We start from the raw sequence: 16,275 nt of genomic DNA, 5'->3' as shown, positions 1-16,275 counted from the left end.
CAGGAGCACAGCATGTCCAAATCAGCCGCAGGATTTTTCATCCTTGCCTTACTGAGCGGCATTCTTCATCTGTCTTTGGTCCAGGATACGTTTGTCACCCTGCCCCTGATTGCCAGCGGCGTATTCAGTTCGCTGTTCGTGTTGGCGCTGATTGCCGGACGCAGAATCAAATTCGATCCGGTACTGCGTTAATCCTCAGCAGGTCCAGCAGATTGGCGACCGCAGTGCCCAGTTCGCCGGAGTTGTCGAGTCGATGAATTTGCGTATCACCGATTGACACATCATTCATGAAAAGCTCATTGCGACGCAGCCTTGCTTCGATCTCCACAAGACTCTCACGGCCACGGCGCAGCAGACGTTCGCGCAGCACTTCATCCTTGACGGTTAATAGCACCGGAAGCAGCCTGGGATATTGACGCAGTACCTGCGCCAAGTGGCCGCGGGAGCCATTGACCAAAACATGTCGGCCATCGTCGAGCCATTGATCGATTTCGATCGGGATTCCGTAATCCAGGCCATTGGCATTCCAGGACAACGCGAAATCGCCCGCAGCCTTACGCCGCTCGAACTCTTCCCGGGAAACGCCAATGGCGTCCTCACCCTGGGATTCCGCTGACCGCGTAATGACTCGACGCACCACCTCACAATTGAGCGCCTGCAAAGGCTCTCGAGCGGCTTCGATGAGGCTGTCCTTGCCGGATCCTGAAGGTCCCATCAAAAAAATCAGCCTGCCACCCATCCTGAAATAGCCCCCGGATATGCGTCTTGCCCTAGTAAATCGGCCAATTGCCACTATCCTGTATAAGTAAGGGACAATGATCGAATCCGCATAGAATGCGCCTTCAGCCGTCTTCGGACATCACCTGTAGGACAACACAATGCGGTCAGTGATACGGACCAAGGCAAACTTTTCAAACCAGTCCGCATTTCTGATAATCAGTGCTGGCATTAAGCCTTTACCCAGCTCAATAATTGTCACAGAATTGACGCCAATGATCTGGCTATTTTGAGGCATGATGCGCGCCTCTATCAATTCAGGTTGAACATTTGGCAAGAGCGCTTGTCCTATCAGACATCCTGCGGCCAATCCCGAGAACCGCTCCCCTGAACTAACCGGTTAAATATATGCGCCCATTGAAACAGGCAATTTATTCCAGCCGTACGGCTGACAAGTTCGTCGTACGTCTGCCAGACGGAATGCGTGAACGCATTGCCGAGGTGGCTCGCAATCATCATCGCAGCATGAACTCCGAAATCATCGCGCGCCTTGAGCAGAGTCTTATTCAGGAAGGCGCACTGGGCGAAGAATTGAGCATGCGCCTGGACAGTCCGGAGCTGTCATTGCACGAACGTGAACTGCTGCAACGCTTCCGCCAACTCTCCCACCGCCAGCAGAACGCACTTGTTTCGCTGATTGCGCATGATGCCGAAATGGCCGCAGACGCTTCCTGATTCATCCGTAACGCTCAAGCCAGCATAATTGCTGGCTTTTTTTTGCCTGAAATTCGGGCATAAAAAACCCGCCGATTGGCGGGTTCAGTGAAAGCAGGAAAATCAGAGCAGGAAGATCGTCGCCAAACCGAGAAAGATGAAGAAGCCACCACTGTCGGTCATGGCAGTGATCATCACGCTGGCACCCATGGCCGGATCTCGACCCAGACGGGCCAGGGTCATTGGAATCAATACCCCCATCAACGCTGCAAGTAACAGGTTGAGCGTCATGGCTGCGGTCATCACCACACCAAGCGACCAGCTGCCGTACAGCAGATAAGCGACGACGCCGATTACTCCGCCCCAGACCAAGCCATTGATCAGACCTACCGCCAGCTCCTTGCGCATCAGGCGCGAAGTATTGCCGGTACTCACCTGATCCAGCGCCATGGCCCGAACGATCATGGTGATGGTCTGGTTGCCCGAGTTGCCACCGATACCTGCCACGATCGGCATCAACGCCGCGAGCGCCACCAGCTTCTCGATGGAGCCTTCGAACAGACCAATCACCCGCGATGCAATGAACGCGGTTATCAGGTTCACCGCCAGCCAGGCCCAACGGTTACGCAGGGACTTCCAGACCGACGCAAAAATATCTTCTTCTTCGCGCAGGCCCGCCATGTTGAGAACTTCGTTTTCGCTCTCTTCACGAATCAGGTCGACCATTTCATCGATGGTCAGGCGGCCGATCAGCTTGCCGTTCTTGTCGACCACAGGCGCCGAGATCAAGTCGTAACGTTCGAACGCCTGAGCGGCATCGTAGGCGTCTTCGTCCGGGTGAAAACTCACCGGATCGCTGGCCATGACTTCAGAAACCTGTTTCTCGGGATCGTTGACCAGCAATCGCTTGATCGGCAACACGCCTTTGAGCACGCCGTCATAATCGACCACGAACAGTTTGTCCGTGTGGCCCGGCAGTTCCTTGAGGCGACGCAGGTAGCGCAAAACCACTTCGAGACTGACATCCTCGCGGATAGTCACCATCTCGAAGTCCATCAGTGCACCGACTTGATCCTCGTCATAGGACAAGGCAGAGCGCACGCGCTCACGCTGTTGGCCATCGAGGGTTTCCATCAGCTCGTGGACGACGTCTCGCGGCAGCTCGGAGGCCAGGTCAGCAAGTTCGTCGGCATCCATGTCCTTGGCCGCGGCCAGGAGCTCGTGATCGTCCATGTCGGCGATCAGGGTTTCACGAACCGAGTCGGATACTTCGAGCAGAATGTCGCCGTCGCGATCGGCCTTGACCAATTGCCAGAGCGTCAGACGATCGTCCAGCGGCAAGGCTTCAAGGATGTAGGCGACGTCGGCGGAGTGCAAATCATCGAGCTTGCGTTGCAACTCGACGAGGTTTTGCCGGTGAACCAGGTTCTCGACCCGGTCGTGATGCGGACCTTCCTGGCGATGAGTCAGGTCTTCGACCACTCGCTGACGCTGCAACAGCTCAATAACTTGAGCGAGGCGGTCCTGCAAGCTTTCCTGCGTTTTCTTTACTTCAACTTCAGACATAGGCGAACTCCACTCCCAGCAGCGGGGCACGCCGGAAGGATCAATCAGTCAATTCATGATTGGAAAAACGGTTTACTGAGTAACTACTGGGTAAGTCCATGAAGGTATTCCACAAGCCCCGGCGGGGCTGACGGGCGCAATGATACACCGCCCGGCGGTTTTAAACGTTAAAAAATCGCGGCTGAAACAAGCGCTTGCGAGACAAACCTGAGCGCAGTCCTGATCCATCAAAATGCGACGACTCATCCCGAAAAGAAAACACACCGTCGTCGAAAAATGTAGCGGCTACCCTAGAGATGGACCGTCATGGAGGACGTTTAATGCCATCGAATGCACATTATTTTTTGCTTTTCGCCCTGCTCTACTCGCCGCCCTGGGCGCTTGCCGCCACCGTTCACCGTTGCGAGGCAGCCAATGGGCGCATTACGTTCACGACGTTGAGCTGTACGGCCGGAGAAAGCCTTTCACTGCAAGACGTGCGCACCTTCACGCCAGGCAGCACAATGGCGCTCATGCCTGAAGCCGACATCCGCGAAACATCAGGTATGAAAATCAAAAGGAGAGAACCGACTGTCGTTGGCCGGAGCGAGGACAAATGTGGAAACCTGATCAGCGCCAGAGAGCGCCGCGAAGCCATCATCAATCAACGGGTTGTCGCCGGCATGAGCCAGCAGGACGTCGAAAGCGCCCTCGGCAAGCCAGACAAGATCAGTATTCGCAATTCAGCCACTAGCTACCGTTACGACTCCAAGCGAGGTCGCAGTGCACACGTCGAGTTTGATGAGAGAGGATGCACCCAAGGGAAAGCCAAATCCCGGACGGCAAAAAGCCCGCGTTAAACGCGGGCTTTTTGGTGTTTGGTGCACTCGACAGGATTCGAACCTGTGACCGCTCGGTTCGTAGCCGAGTACTCTATCCAGCTGAGCTACGAGTGCATTTGTGTTTTTATACCAGATCACAACTGGTTGAAGCCAAGTTATTCGCATCACTGCAAACAACTCTTAAATGGTGCACTCGACAGGATTCGAACCTGTGACCGCTCGGTTCGTAGCCGAGTACTCTATCCAGCTGAGCTACGAGTGCATTTGTTGCCGCGCATTATAGGCCGTCGAATCTTTTTGTAAAGCGCTTTTTTCTAGTAATTTCAACAACTTACCGAAGAAGCCAGATTACAACGTACTACGCAAATAATGGCGGAGAACGGGGGATTCGAACCCCCGACACCCTTTTGAGGTGTACTCCCTTAGCAGGGGAGCGCCTTCGGCCACTCGGCCAGCTCTCCGCAACACGGGGCGTATATTAACCAGCTTCTTCCCCGTTTGCAAACATAAAAAACGATAAAAATTAATGGCTTGGTTCTTCGTCCTTCTCTTTCTTTATACGCAGGTAAATTTCCTCACGGTGGACCGCAACCTCTTTCGGGGCGTTGACACCGATACGCACTTGATTTCCTTTAACGCCGAGCACGGTCACGGTGATTTCGCCATCACCAATAATCAGGCTTTCTGCGCACCGACGAGTCAGAATCAGCATACCTTTCTCCTCACGCATTTCATTTCAGGGACAACAGTCTGCAAAAAAAAGGCACTCGACCTACAACCGGAGCGATCGCAGCCCTACATGCCTGAGTATTGACCAGCGCGAGCAAAAGAACAGCCTCGGGTCGCGCCATTCAAAAAAACAAAAGGGCGCGGTCAGACCGCGCCCTTCGGCAAACGCATCACTCGCCCTGGCGGGCCGGTGCGTCCAGTTCGAAAGCCGTGTGCAGAGCGCGCACAGCCAGTTCCAGGTACTTCTCTTCGATCACTACGGAGACTTTGATTTCCGAAGTAGAGATCATCTGGATGTTGATGGTTTCCTTGGCCAGGGATTCGAACATGCGACTGGCCACGCCCGCGTGAGAACGCATGCCGACGCCGACGATCGAGACCTTGGCGATCTTGATGTCGCCAACCACTTCACGGGCACCGATCTCGCGCGCGGTGTTTTCCAGCACGGTTTGCGCTGCCTGGAAGTCATTGCGATGCACGGTGAAGGTGAAGTCGGTGGTGTTATCGTGCGCAACGTTCTGCACGATCATGTCGACTTCGATATTCGCGGCGCTGATCGGGCCGAGAATCTTGAATGCAACGCCCGGGGTGTCTGGCACGCCACGGATGGTCAGCTTGGCTTCATCGCGGTTGAAAGCGATGCCGGAAATGATCGGCTGTTCCATGGTTTCCTCTTCATCAATAGTAATGAGGGTGCCCGGACCCTCCTTGAAGCTGTGCAGTACGCGCAGCGGAACGTTGTACTTGCCGGCGAATTCCACCGCACGGATCTGCAACACCTTGGAACCGAGGCTGGCCATTTCCAGCATCTCTTCGAAGGTAATCTTGTCCAGGCGCTGAGCCACGGACACCACACGTGGATCGGTGGTGTAGACACCGTCGACGTCGGTGTAGATCTGGCATTCGTCAGCCTTCAAGGCTGCTGCCAGCGCCACGCCGGTGGTGTCGGAACCGCCACGACCGAGGGTGGTGATGTTGCCGTGCTCGTCAACGCCCTGGAAACCGGCGACAACTACCACGCGACCTGCCTTCAGATCACCGCGAATCTTCTGATCGTCAATCTGCAAGATACGCGCTTTATTGTGCGCGCTGTCCGTCAGAATCCGTACCTGATTGCCGGTGTAGGACACTGCTGGCACGCCGCGCTTGATCAGCGCCATGGCCAACAGTGCAATCGTCACCTGCTCACCGGTGGAGACGATCACATCCAGCTCACGAGGAACCGGTTGGCCATCGCCACTGATTTGCTTGGCCAGATCGATCAGACGGTTGGTTTCGCCGCTCATTGCAGACAGCACAATCACCAGATCATCGCCGGCTTCGCGGAATTTCTTAACCTTGTCGGCGACCTGCTCGATTCTCTCGACAGTGCCGACCGAGGTGCCTCCAAATTTCTGTACGATCAAAGCCATTTCAAAGCCGCCTCTGCCCATGAAGGGCGCCCAAATAATCACTCAAACAGCGTTCCGGCCCGCCACTAGACTACGGGCCGGACACACTGCCTTATAAACCCTGCTCAACAAATGGAACAGTCAGGGCCAATGCGGCATCCAGTGCGCCAGCGTCAGTACCACCGCCCTGCGCCATGTCCGGACGACCGCCGCCCTTCCCGCCCACTGCCGCAGCGGCTTGTTTCATCAAATCACCGGCTTTGAGTTGGCCAGTCAGGTCTTTGGTTACGCCTGCAACCAGAACGACCTTTTCCTCATGGACACTGCCGAGCAGGATCACTGCGCGGCCGAGTTTGTTTTTCAGTTGATCGACCAGCGCCAGCAGCGCCTTGCCGTCCTGACCGTCCAGACGCACGGCCAGCACTTTCACGCCTTTGACATCCAGCGCGGAAGCCGACAGATCGTCGCCCGCCGCGCTGGCAGCCTTGGCCTGCAACTGCTCGAGTTGCTTCTCCAGCAGACGGTTGCGCTCCAGCACAGCCGACAGCTTGTCGATCAGGTTGTCGCGGCTACCCTTGACCAGGTTGGCCGCTTCCTTGAGTTGTTCTTCAGCAGCGTTCAAGTATGCCAGCGCCGCGGCGCCAGTGACCGCTTCGATACGACGCACGCCGGAAGCCACACCGCCTTCGCTGATAATCTTCAGCAGGCCGATGTCGCCAGTCCGGTTGGCGTGGATACCGCCGCACAGCTCGACGGAGAAACTACCGCCCATGCTCAGCACGCGCACGTTGTCGCCGTACTTCTCGCCGAACAACGCCATGGCGCCCTTCTGCTTGGCGGTTTCGATATCGGTTTCTTCGGTTTCAACTTCGGAGTTCTTGCGAATCTCGGCGTTGACGATGTCTTCCAGCGCCTTCAACTGCTCAGGCTTGATGGCTTCGAAGTGGCTGAAGTCAAAGCGCAGGCGCTGACTGTCGACCAGCGAGCCTTTCTGCTGAACGTGGTCGCCCAGCACCTGGCGCAATGCTGCGTGCAGCAAGTGGGTCGCCGAGTGGTTCAGCGAGGTCGCGTGACGCACGTCGGCTTCAACGTGGGTCTCAACCGGAGAACCGATCGTCAGGCTACCCGACGCCAACACACCGTGGTGCAGGAATGCGCCGCCGGTTTTGGTGGTGTCGCGCACGTCGAAACGGCCGTTGCTGGCCTGCAAATAACCACAGTCACCAATCTGACCGCCCGATTCAGCATAGAACGGCGTCTGATCGAGAACGACCACACCCTCTTCGCCTTCACTTAATACGTCGACCGATTGCCCTTCTTTATAGAGAGCAACCACTTTCGCCGAACCGCTGGTGGCTTTGTAACCGGTAAATTCGGTGGCCACATCAACCTTGACCAGGCTGTTGTAGTCCATGCCGAAGGAACTGGCGGAACGGGCACGGACGCGCTGGGCTTCCATTTCGCGCTCGAAGCCCTCTTCGTCAATGGTCAGGCTGCGTTCGCGGGCGATGTCGCCGGTCAGGTCCATCGGGAAACCGTAGGTGTCATAGAGCTTGAACACCACGTCGCCCGGCACCACATTGCCTTTGAGCTCGGACAGATCCTGTTCGAGGATTTTCAGACCGTTCTCCAAGGTCTTGGAGAACTGCTCTTCTTCGGCTTTCAGCACACGTTCAATGTGAGCCTGCTGGGATTTCAGCTCAGGGAAGGCTTCGCCCATCTCGGCGACCAGGGCCGCAACGATCTGATAGAAGAAGCTGCCCTTGGCGCCCAGTTTGTTGCCGTGACGGCAAGCGCGACGAATGATCCGGCGCAGCACGTAGCCGCGGCCTTCATTGGACGGCAGCACACCGTCGGCAACTAGGAAGCCACAAGAACGAATGTGGTCGGCGACGACTTTCAGGGACGCCTGATTGTCGTTGGTGCAACCGATGGCCTTGGCCGATGCGCTCAGCAGGCTCTGGAACAGGTCGATTTCATAGTTCGAGTGAACGTGCTGCAGCACGGCACTGATCCGCTCCAGGCCCATGCCGGTGTCAACCGACGGTGCTGGCAGCGGGTGCAACACGCCATCGGCGGTGCGGTTGAACTGCATGAACACGTTGTTCCAGATTTCGATGTAACGGTCGCCATCTTCTTCCGGCGAGCCCGGTGGGCCGCCCCAGATGTCGGCGCCGTGATCGTAGAAAATCTCGGTGCATGGACCGCACGGGCCGGTATCGCCCATGGTCCAGAAGTTGTCAGACGCGTACGGCGCGCCTTTGTTGTCGCCGATGCGAACCATGCGCTCGGCAGGAACGCCAATTTCCTTGGTCCAGATCTCGTAGGCCTCGTCATCGCTGGCGTAGACGGTGACCCAGAGTTTTTCTTTGGGCAGGTTCAGCCACTTGTCGGAGGTCAGGAAGTTCCAGGCGTAGGTGATCGCGTCACGCTTGAAGTAATCACCGAAGCTGAAGTTACCCAGCATTTCGAAGAAGGTGTGGTGACGAGCGGTATAACCGACGTTTTCCAGGTCGTTGTGCTTGCCGCCCGCACGTACGCATTTCTGGCTGCTGACGGCGCGGGTGTATGCGCGCTTTTCCTGGCCCAGGAAGCAGTCCTTGAACTGGTTCATCCCCGCGTTAGTGAACAGCAGGGTTGGGTCGTTGCCCGGAATCAAAGAGCTGGAGGCTACACGGGTGTGGCCTTGCTCTTCGAAGAAGCGAAGGAAGGCTTCACGGATTTCTGCGCTTTTCATTAGGTTCTTCCACGGAGGCTGCGGCCAAAGGCCTGTGCGAAACGTCATCAGACGAAGCGACGGCAAAGGGCCGCATTATATCGGCCCAGCGCGCGGGGTACAGCGTGTTTATACGATAGAAACGGTCAATTGGACCGCTAACGCTATCACTTGCGAGAAAACTCGACGAATGTCGCGACGACCTGCTCGATTTGAGCGCGGCTGACGTCCATGTGCGTGACCATTCGCAGGCGTCCGGCAGCGCTCAGCTTGATGCCGCGCTCGCCAGTAAATGTCTTGATCGCCTCGGCCCTACCGTCCATTTGCACATAAACCATATTCGTCTGCACCGGCTCGACGCTGTAGCCGGCCTTGCGTAAACCCTCGGCCAAAAACTGTGCATTGGCGTGGTCGTCGGCCAGACGCTGAACGTTTTTATCCAGAGCGTACAAACCTGCCGCCGCCAGAATACCGGCCTGACGCATGCCGCCGCCGACCATTTTGCGCAGACGTCGAGCCTTGCCGATCAACTCCGCCGAGCCACACAGCACCGAACCGATCGGCGCACCCAGCCCCTTGGACAGGCAAACCGAGACGGAATCGAAATGCTGGGTGATTTCACGGGCGTCGACACCCAGCTTGACGGCTGCGTTGTACAGCCGAGCGCCGTCCAGATGCAGGGCCAGACCGTGTTCACGGGTGAAGCTGCGGGCCCGGGCCAGGTATTCCAGCGGCAGGACTTTGCCCTGCATGGTGTTTTCCAGCGCCAGCAAACGTGTGCGGGCGAAATGGAAGTCGTCCGGCTTGATCGCAGCGGCAACCTGCTCCAGATCCAGCGAACCATCGGCCTGCACTTCCAGCGGCTGTGGCTGGATCGAACCGAGCACTGCCGCACCGCCACCTTCGTACTTATACGTGTGGGCCTGCTGGCCGACGATGTACTCGTCACCGCGTTCGCAGTGGGCCATCAGGCCCAGCAGGTTGCTCATGGTGCCCGTCGGGACGAACAGCGCGGCGGCAAAACCCAGTCGTTGGGCCAGTTCGGCCTCCAGACGATTGACCGTCGGATCCTCGCCATAAACGTCGTCACCGGTGGCCGCGTTGGCCATCGCGTGGAGCATGCCGGAGGTCGGCTGGGTGACGGTGTCGCTGCGAAGATCGATAACACTCATGAATCTGGCCTCGGTAAGCAGGGGAAAATCCCTTTCAGGTAGGAATTACTGCGGTCATACCGACGAATAATCAACCCTTGGGCAGGAAAAGGCTTCTTGAACCGACGAAAAAGTCGATAGCAATCATCAGATAGCAGCAATGCACAGGCGAGAAATATGTGTTAAAAACGCTTCGCCGCCAAACAATCTGGTGGCAAAACGTTCTCAGGGCGGGGCGCAACTCCCCACCGGCGGTAATTGCGCGCAATGCGCATAGCCCGCGAGCGCTTGGTGACAGCACGGCTTCGGCGGTGGCTGGCGGCAAGGTCAGCAGACCCGGTGTGATCCCGGGGCCGACGGTCATAGTCCGGATGAAGAGAGAACGGGATTGGCGCCGCCTAGGCTCTATACCAAAGCGCCGTCCGCAGGCATTTGTGCCTGCGTACCCTTAAATCCCATTCGATTCATATGCCCTGTTTTTTACATAAACAGGAGTCAGAACATGCAACCCACCGCAATCGATAGCAAAAGCAAAAACCATCAGGGCGAGCGCGTTGCGTTCATCCAGGCCTGCTGGCACAAGGAAATCGTCGATCAGAGCCGAAAAGGCTTCGTCGCCGAAATGATTGCTCAGGGTTATCAGGAATCGGAGATCGATTTCTTCGAAGTCGGCGGCGCCTTTGAAATTCCGCTGCACGCCAAACTCCTGGCCAAATCCGGCCGTTATGCCGGCATCGTCGCGGCTGGTCTGGTGGTCGATGGCGGGATCTACCGTCACGAGTTCGTCGCCCAATCAGTGATCAGCGGCCTGATGCAGGTTCAACTGGAAACCGAAGTGCCAGTGTTCTCGGTGGTTTTGACCCCGCACCACTTCCATGCTGGCGAAGAACACCAGAAGTTCTTCTTCGAGCATTTCGTGCATAAAGGTCAGGAAGCGGCGAAGACGTGTGCGGATACGCTGCACAAGATGCGGGCGTTGCGTCGTAGCGAGCCCCGCGCGGTAGCGGTCTAAACACCGAAAAACCTGTGGGAGCGGGCCAGCCCGCTCCCACAAGGGTTTACGTCGGGCTTGAGATCAAGCTCAGGCGAGGTTTTCGTCGGTGGTCGGCACGATCAGAATGCCGGCACGCAGGCCATTCTTGACCTTGGGGTTCGGGAAAATGATCCGGGCGCCCTCCTCCTCGATGATCCAGCGGGTCTGGGCAATGTCTTCAGCCAGCACGTAACCCACGTCCAGCTCTGAAAAGTTCTCGATATCCGCCGGCAGGTTCAGGCGGAAGCTATCGCTGTGCTTGATGATTTCCCGCGCCACGCTAAACAACTGCAAACCGTCCAGTGCCCCTTCGGTGATGGCCGGCTCGTTGCCTTCGATGATCTGCTTGAGGCGGGTTTCCAGCAGGTCGACGTTAACGCCGTCGTTCTGCCCGAACGGCCGCGCCTTGCCCAATTCAAGGGTGAAAGACTCGGCACCGAGCTTGTCGTAAGTGTAGGAACTGAAGACGATGGACGGCTTGTTCTGCAGCAGCACCGCTTCCATGCCGGCAGCGCGCAGGCGCGCCAGTTCCAAGCGTGAATGATGGCGGCCTTCTTTCCAGGGGTACAAGGCGAACTGCTCGATTTTCGAGCCACGAATCGCCGTGTGCAGGTCGTAATGCAGACGGCCACGATCGGGCAGGCTGAAGAAACTCGCCGCCAACCGCTCCAGTTCACACGCGCGCAGGGCTTCGGAGCCGCTGCTTTGTTCGTGACGTCCGTTGAACAGTCGATTGACGTCCTGCTCGACGAAACGCTCGCCTTTGCGAATCGCTTCGGGGTTGCCGAACAGGAACAGAATGCGTGCGCGCGGTTTCAAATCGCCGCGGGCGATGTCATGCAACAGGCGATCAAGAAGCTCGATCGGCGCTGTTTCGTTGCCATGGATACCGGCCGATAGCAGCAGGTCCAGACCGTTATCGCGAGCTTCAGGCGGCCGGACTTCCAGCGCGCCTTCGCTCAACCAGCGCATGCGCACGCCTTCGACAGTCAGTTGAGTCTTCTCCGCCGGTTCGCGACCGGCGAGCGTCAGTTCAAGCAGTTTGCCGAGGGCGAGCATAAGCGGTTTCCTTAGTGGTCGTGCGCACAATCCGGGCCGTGCACGTGGTCTTCGTCACCGACTTCAGCCGGTTCCATTTCCAGTTGCAGACTTACCAGATTAGTCGCCAATGGGCGCAGCAGCAGGTTTGCGTATTCAGCGTCACCTTCTTCGACGTCCACGCCGATCAGCAGTTGGCCACGGCCGTCCTGCTGAATCCACAGCTCTTTGCCTTGCCACATGACCGCGACGCGGGTGCAGGACGTTTCCAGTTGCGTGCCGTCGGTGTCTTCAAGGATCAACTGCAGGGTATCGCTCATGTTTTTTACGCTCTCGACGTTCAATTGATCTGGAATGGATAAACCGCGCCCAGTTTAAGGATTTGCGTCAGTTCATCCAGTGCCGTCCGGCACTCAAGCAGCAATTGCGGGTCCGCCAGGTCGGTTTCGGCCATGCGGTCGCGGTAGTGCTTTTCGACCCACTCGGTCAGCGTGCCGTACAACGGTGCCGTCATGATAACCCCTTGATTAACGGCCGCCAGTTCGGTTTCGTTGAGCGCGACGCGCAGCCGCAGGCAAGCCGGGCCACCGCCGTTCTGCATGCTTTGCTTCAAATCGAACACTTTCACTTCGCGGATCAGGCCGCCGGAACTGGTCAAACCCTGAAGGTATTGCCAGACGCGCTCATTGCCGTGGCACTCTTCCGGCACGATCAACAGCATCGAACCGTCAGGACGCGTCAGCAGCTGGCTATTGAACAGGTAGGAACGAACCGCGTCTTCCACGGTTACCGCGGAACGCGGTACGCAGATTGCCTGAAATTTCCCACCGACTTTGGCGAGTTTGCTTTGCAGTTCAGCCAGCATCTGGTCGGTGTCGAGGAACGCGTCCTCGTGATAGAACAGCACCTCGCCATTACCCACCGCAATCACGTCGTTGTGGAACACGCCCTGATCGATCACCGAAGGGTTCTGCTGGGCATAGACCACGCCGTCATCGCTCAAGCCGTGCAACCGGGCAACCGCCTGGGACGCTTCGAGGGTCTGGCGTGCCGGGTACTTCTGCGGTGACGGGTAACGGGTGTCGAACGCGCTGCGACCGAACACGAAGAACTCGACGCCAGCCTTGCCGTACTCACGGCAGAAACGGGTGTGGTTGGCCGCGCCTTCGTCACCGAACTGCGCCACGGCAGGCAATGCCGCGTGGTGCGCGAAGTGCTTCTGGTCAGCGAACATCGCCCCCAGCACGCGGCTGGTGGTCGGGTGTTCGATACTGCGGTGATATTTGCAGTTCAGGTTGGCCGCGGTGAAATGCACACGGCCATCGGCGGTGTCGGCGCTCGGGCTGACCGTGGCGGCGTTGGCTACCCACATGCTCGACGCCGAGCAACTGGCAACCAGCAGCGGCATGGCATCTTTGGCGGCTTGCTCGATCACCTGAGCATCGGTGCCGCTGAAGCCCAAGCGGCGCAGAGCGGCCACGTCCGGGCGCTCCTGTGGTGCCAGCACGCCCTGTTGAAAGCCCATTTCCATCAGCGATTTCATTTTCGCCAGGCCTTGCAGCGCGGCTTCCTTCGGGTTCGAAGACTGCTGGCTGTTGCTCTGGGACGCGACGTTGCCGTAGGACAAACCGCCGTAGTTATGGGTCGGCCCCACTAGACCGTCAAAATTGACTTCATAGGATTTCATCAGCGAGGCTCCACGAGAATCTGTTGTTATGGCTTCAGTAACTATTCAGTAAGACTGCGGCGCGGCCATCGCCAGCAGGCTGGCTCCCACAGTGATTGGGTCGCACACAAAATATGTGAACACCACCGCACCTGTGGGAGCCAGCCCGCTGGCGATGGGCATCACGCCATTTTCACGCCGGGCGTAAGGGTCGCAGGCATCACCAGGCTCGGCGTTTCCAGCGAAGCCACCGGGTACGCGCAGTAATCTGCTGCATAGTAGGCGCTGGCGCGGTGGTTGCCCGAGGCGCCGACGCCGCCGAATGGCGCGCTGCTCGCTGCACCGGTCAGCTGCTTGTTCCAGTTGACGATGCCAGCGCGGCTTTCCAGCCAGAACTGCTGATAACGCGCTTCGGAATCCGACAGCAGACCGGCCGCCAGGCCATAGTCGGTGTCGTTGGCTTCAGCGATCGCCGCTTCAAAATCAGCGTAGCGGATCACTTGCAGCAGCGGGCCGAACAGCTCTTCGTCAGGACGATCAGCCACTGCCGTCACGTCCAGAATGCCTGGGGTCAGCAAGGCGGCCTGAGCCTGCGGCTGAGTCATTTCCAGCAGCGCCACCGCGCCGTTGCCCAGCAGATGTTCTTGCGCGTCCATCAATGCTTTCGCGGCGCCGAGGGAAATCACCGAGCCCATGAACGGCGCCGGTTGCTGATCGAATGCACCGACTTCAATGGTCGAGCTGACCGCCACCAGGCGCGCCAGCAGTGTGTCGCCCCAGGCGCCCTGCGGCACCAGCAAGCGGCGGGCACAGGTGCAACGCTGACCAGCGGAGATGAACGCCGACTGGATGATGGTGTACACGGCAGCATCGAGGTCTGCGACCTGATCGACGACCAACGGGTTGTTACCGCCCATTTCCAGCGCGAGGATCTTGTCTGGACGGCCGGCAAACTGTTGATGCAGATGATTGCCGGTGCGGCTCGACCCGGTGAAAAACAGACCGTCGATACCGGGGTTCGCCGCCAGGGCGATACCGGTTTCACGAGCGCCTTGCAGCAGGTTCAACACACCTGCCGGCAGACCGGCTTCGATCCAGCACTTGACCGTCAGCTCGGCAACTTTTGGCGTCAGTTCGCTAGGCTTGAACAGCACACTGTTACCCGCCAGCAGCGCCGGCACGATGTGACCGTTCGGCAAGTGACCAGGGAAGTTGTAAGGCCCGAACACCGCGACCACGCCATGTGGCTTGTGGCGCAACACAGCGGTGGCGTCGCCCAACGGGCCGCTCTTCTCGCCGGTTCGTTCGCGGTAGCTCTGCACCGAGATCGCAATCTTGTTGACCATGCTGGTGACTTCAGTCGCCGATTCCCACAGCGGCTTACCGGTTTCTTCGCCGATGCAGCGAGCCAGTTCGTCAGCGTTGTTCTTCAGCGCGGCGGCAAAGGCCTCCAGCACGGTGATGCGCTCTTCCAGCGTGCGACGGGCCCAGCCCGGAAATGCCTGACGCGCGGCTTGCACGGCTGACTCAACCTGAGCGGCAGTGGCACCTTCGCCGGTCCACAGCACTTGCTGGGTTACCGGGTTCAGCGATTGAAATGCTTCACCCTGGCCGGCCAGCCATTCACCTGCGATGTATAGCGAATTCATTATTTCGACTCCCGAGCAGCGGACAACGGAACGGCGCGCACTTGATCGCCGGCGTTGAGTTGAAGACGTTTGGCGGTCAACGGATCGACGACCAACGTGCCGGCGGCGAAGCGTGCGGGAGCGGCAGTGATCCGGCAGTCTTCGCGCTTGCGGTTATGAATCAGGAACGGTGTGGCGTCGTCACCTGGCGTGCCGATGGCCAGCACCAGCGCCTGACTGTCACGTACCGCGCGGATCTTGCCGGTTTCGCACTCGACTGCCGGGCCTGCGTCGAAGATGTCGACGTAACCTTGATAGCTGAAACCTTCGCTCTTGAGCATGGACAGCGCCGGCTCGGTGTCCGGGTGAACCTGGCCGATCACGTTGCGCGCGTCTGGCGACAGGAAGCAGGTGTACAGCGGGAATTTCGGCATCAGTTCGGCGATGAACGCCTTGTTGCCCACGCCGGTCAGGTAATCAGCCTGGCTGAATTCCATCTTGAAGAAGTGTCGGCCCAGGCTTTCCCAGAATGGCGAACGCCCGGCGTCATCGGACATGCCGCGCATTTCGGCGATGATCTTGTTGCCGAACAGCTGCGGGAATTCGGCGATGAACAGCATCCGCGCCTTGGCCAGCATGCGACCGTTTAGGCCCGTGCGGAAGTCGGCGTGCAGGAACAGCGAACACAGCTCGGAGTTGCCGGTCAGGTCGTTGGCCAGGAACAGCGTCGGGATTTCGCGATAGATGTTCAGCTCTTGCGAAGCGCTGACGGTCAGGCCAACCCGGAAGTTGTACCAAGGCTCACGCAGACCGACGGCGCCTGCGATGGCGGAAATACCCACCACGCGGCCATCATCGTCTTCGAGCACGAACAGGTAGTCCGCATCGCCCCGCCCGGCTTCGCCACGGAAGGTCTTCTCGGCCCAACCGACCCGATGGGCCAGACGTTCTTCGTTGGCCGGCAAAGTGGTCAGGCCGGTGCCGGTGCTGCGGGCCAGGTCGATCAGAGCGGGTAAATCGCTGCTGCGTACGGGACGAACGATCATGCTATCTCCTCAAACGGGCCGCTTGCGCCACCCGTGAAACTCGCTGCTTTTTAGGCATT

General features: G+C 58.4%; 16 protein-coding genes, 3 tRNA genes and 1 riboswitch. Of the genes, 4 read left to right on the top strand and 15 right to left on the bottom strand.

Going from position 1 to position 16,275, the window contains the following annotated elements; translation table 11 throughout:
- The first annotated feature begins 12 nt into the window (after positions 1-12).
- A complete protein-coding gene (locus FQ185_RS10575) occupies positions 13-192 on the top strand; it encodes a PA3371 family protein (RefSeq protein ID WP_149417383.1) in 180 nt (59 codons plus the stop codon).
- Here FQ185_RS10575 and phnN read toward each other — a convergent pair.
- Together phnN and FQ185_RS10565 are read right to left on the bottom strand one after the other, a co-directional pair.
- Positions 167-739 (bottom strand): phosphonate metabolism protein/1,5-bisphosphokinase (PRPP-forming) PhnN, encoded by a 573-nt coding sequence (phnN, locus tag FQ185_RS10570; protein ID WP_149417382.1) that lies wholly within the window; start codon positions 737-739, stop codon positions 167-169. The two genes, FQ185_RS10575 and phnN, sit on opposite strands and share 26 nt — an antisense overlap.
- 120 nt (positions 740-859) lie before the next feature.
- The gene (locus tag FQ185_RS10565) at positions 860-1,054 is read right to left on the bottom strand and encodes a hypothetical protein (RefSeq protein WP_149417381.1); all 195 of its coding nucleotides are present in this window, start codon (positions 1,052-1,054) and stop codon (positions 860-862) included.
- A gap of 71 nt (positions 1,055-1,125) precedes the next feature.
- Between FQ185_RS10565 and FQ185_RS10560 the strand changes: the two genes are divergently transcribed.
- On the top strand, positions 1,126-1,452 hold the full coding sequence (locus tag FQ185_RS10560; RefSeq protein WP_003178899.1) for an Arc family DNA-binding protein: 327 nt from the start codon (positions 1,126-1,128) through the stop codon (positions 1,450-1,452).
- Positions 1,453-1,554: 102 nt separating this feature from the next.
- Here the strand turns inward: FQ185_RS10560 and mgtE are convergent, their stop codons facing one another.
- Positions 1,555-2,997, bottom strand: a complete 1,443-nt coding sequence (gene mgtE / locus FQ185_RS10555) for a magnesium transporter (RefSeq protein WP_149417380.1) — start codon at positions 2,995-2,997, stop codon at positions 1,555-1,557.
- A gap of 320 nt (positions 2,998-3,317) precedes the next feature.
- Between mgtE and FQ185_RS10550 the strand changes: the two genes are divergently transcribed.
- A complete protein-coding gene (locus tag FQ185_RS10550; RefSeq protein ID WP_149417379.1) occupies positions 3,318-3,836 on the top strand; it encodes a cell envelope protein SmpA in 519 nt (172 codons plus the stop codon).
- 19 nt (positions 3,837-3,855) lie between these two features.
- Here FQ185_RS10550 and FQ185_RS10545 read toward each other — a convergent pair.
- From FQ185_RS10545 to ltaE, 7 genes are all read right to left on the bottom strand, one after another.
- A tRNA-Arg gene (locus FQ185_RS10545) sits at positions 3,856-3,932 on the bottom strand.
- 71 nt (positions 3,933-4,003) lie between these two features.
- Positions 4,004-4,080 (bottom strand) — tRNA-Arg (locus FQ185_RS10540).
- A gap of 108 nt (positions 4,081-4,188) precedes the next feature.
- Positions 4,189-4,279, bottom strand: a tRNA-Ser gene (locus tag FQ185_RS10535).
- A 62-nt stretch (positions 4,280-4,341) separates the two neighbouring features.
- Positions 4,342-4,530 carry a carbon storage regulator CsrA gene (gene csrA, locus FQ185_RS10530; RefSeq protein WP_002554426.1) on the bottom strand — a complete coding sequence of 63 codons (189 nt, stop codon included), beginning with the start codon at positions 4,528-4,530 and terminating at the stop codon, positions 4,342-4,344.
- A gap of 187 nt (positions 4,531-4,717) precedes the next feature.
- The gene (locus tag FQ185_RS10525) at positions 4,718-5,959 is read right to left on the bottom strand and encodes an aspartate kinase (protein WP_149417378.1); all 1,242 of its coding nucleotides are present in this window, start codon (positions 5,957-5,959) and stop codon (positions 4,718-4,720) included.
- A gap of 91 nt (positions 5,960-6,050) precedes the next feature.
- Entirely contained in the window at positions 6,051-8,675 is a 2,625-nt protein-coding gene (alaS, locus tag FQ185_RS10520) for an alanine--tRNA ligase (RefSeq protein ID WP_149417377.1), read from the bottom strand.
- Positions 8,676-8,821: 146 nt separating this feature from the next.
- Entirely contained in the window at positions 8,822-9,826 is a 1,005-nt protein-coding gene (gene ltaE, locus FQ185_RS10515; RefSeq protein WP_149417376.1) for a low-specificity L-threonine aldolase, read from the bottom strand.
- Between the two features lie 196 nt (positions 9,827-10,022).
- Positions 10,023-10,193, top strand: a riboswitch (FMN riboswitch).
- Between the two features lie 114 nt (positions 10,194-10,307).
- Between ltaE and FQ185_RS10510 the strand changes: the two genes are divergently transcribed.
- Positions 10,308-10,817: a 6,7-dimethyl-8-ribityllumazine synthase gene (locus FQ185_RS10510; RefSeq protein WP_007943897.1), complete on the top strand. Its 510-nt coding sequence runs from the start codon at positions 10,308-10,310 to the stop codon at positions 10,815-10,817.
- A gap of 69 nt (positions 10,818-10,886) precedes the next feature.
- Here FQ185_RS10510 and astE read toward each other — a convergent pair whose 3' ends face one another.
- The 5 genes from astE to astA form a co-directional block, all read right to left on the bottom strand.
- Positions 10,887-11,897, bottom strand: coding sequence for a succinylglutamate desuccinylase (gene astE, locus FQ185_RS10505; protein WP_149417375.1), 1,011 nt, complete (start codon positions 11,895-11,897; stop codon positions 10,887-10,889).
- A gap of 11 nt (positions 11,898-11,908) precedes the next feature.
- The gene (locus FQ185_RS10500) at positions 11,909-12,196 is read right to left on the bottom strand and encodes a hypothetical protein (protein ID WP_033056735.1); all 288 of its coding nucleotides are present in this window, start codon (positions 12,194-12,196) and stop codon (positions 11,909-11,911) included.
- 20 nt (positions 12,197-12,216) lie between these two features.
- The gene (gene astB / locus FQ185_RS10495) at positions 12,217-13,563 is read right to left on the bottom strand and encodes an N-succinylarginine dihydrolase (RefSeq protein WP_149417374.1); all 1,347 of its coding nucleotides are present in this window, start codon (positions 13,561-13,563) and stop codon (positions 12,217-12,219) included.
- Positions 13,564-13,724: 161 nt separating this feature from the next.
- Complete coding sequence (gene astD / locus FQ185_RS10490) at positions 13,725-15,194, bottom strand: succinylglutamate-semialdehyde dehydrogenase (RefSeq protein ID WP_178113523.1); 1,470 nt, start codon at positions 15,192-15,194, stop codon at positions 13,725-13,727.
- Positions 15,191-16,216 (bottom strand): arginine N-succinyltransferase, encoded by a 1,026-nt coding sequence (astA, locus tag FQ185_RS10485; RefSeq protein WP_149417372.1) that lies wholly within the window; start codon positions 16,214-16,216, stop codon positions 15,191-15,193. The genes astD and astA overlap by 4 nt, the downstream gene beginning before the upstream one ends.
- Between the last annotated feature and the right edge of the window lie 59 nt (positions 16,217-16,275).

The organism is Pseudomonas sp. ANT_H12B, assembly GCF_008369325.1.
Lineage (GTDB): Bacteria > Pseudomonadota > Gammaproteobacteria > Pseudomonadales > Pseudomonadaceae > Aquipseudomonas.
This window is presented reverse-complemented; position numbering and strand designations above follow the sequence as displayed.

Excerpts from the sequence above, each read along its gene's own strand:
- FQ185_RS10550 (WP_149417379.1), top strand. The coding sequence starts at position 3,318 with ATGCCATCGAATGCACATTATTTTTTGCTTTTCGCCCTGCTCTACTCG.
- mgtE (WP_149417380.1), bottom strand. The coding sequence starts at position 2,997 with ATGTCTGAAGTTGAAGTAAAGAAAACGCAGGAAAGCTTGCAGGACCGC.
- FQ185_RS10560 (WP_003178899.1), top strand. The coding sequence starts at position 1,126 with ATGCGCCCATTGAAACAGGCAATTTATTCCAGCCGTACGGCTGACAAG.
- FQ185_RS10575 (WP_149417383.1), top strand. The coding sequence starts at position 13 with ATGTCCAAATCAGCCGCAGGATTTTTCATCCTTGCCTTACTGAGCGGC.
- astB (WP_149417374.1), bottom strand. The coding sequence starts at position 13,563 with ATGAAATCCTATGAAGTCAATTTTGACGGTCTAGTGGGGCCGACCCAT.
- phnN (WP_149417382.1), bottom strand. The coding sequence starts at position 739 with ATGGGTGGCAGGCTGATTTTTTTGATGGGACCTTCAGGATCCGGCAAG.
- astA (WP_149417372.1), bottom strand. The coding sequence starts at position 16,216 with ATGATCGTTCGTCCCGTACGCAGCAGCGATTTACCCGCTCTGATCGAC.
- FQ185_RS10500 (WP_033056735.1), bottom strand. The coding sequence starts at position 12,196 with ATGAGCGATACCCTGCAGTTGATCCTTGAAGACACCGACGGCACGCAA.
- FQ185_RS10525 (WP_149417378.1), bottom strand. The coding sequence starts at position 5,959 with ATGGCTTTGATCGTACAGAAATTTGGAGGCACCTCGGTCGGCACTGTC.
- ltaE (WP_149417376.1), bottom strand. The coding sequence starts at position 9,826 with ATGAGTGTTATCGATCTTCGCAGCGACACCGTCACCCAGCCGACCTCC.
- alaS (WP_149417377.1), bottom strand. The coding sequence starts at position 8,675 with ATGAAAAGCGCAGAAATCCGTGAAGCCTTCCTTCGCTTCTTCGAAGAG.
- astE (WP_149417375.1), bottom strand. The coding sequence starts at position 11,897 with ATGCTCGCCCTCGGCAAACTGCTTGAACTGACGCTCGCCGGTCGCGAA.
- csrA (WP_002554426.1), bottom strand. The coding sequence starts at position 4,530 with ATGCTGATTCTGACTCGTCGGTGCGCAGAAAGCCTGATTATTGGTGAT.
- FQ185_RS10510 (WP_007943897.1), top strand. The coding sequence starts at position 10,308 with ATGCAACCCACCGCAATCGATAGCAAAAGCAAAAACCATCAGGGCGAG.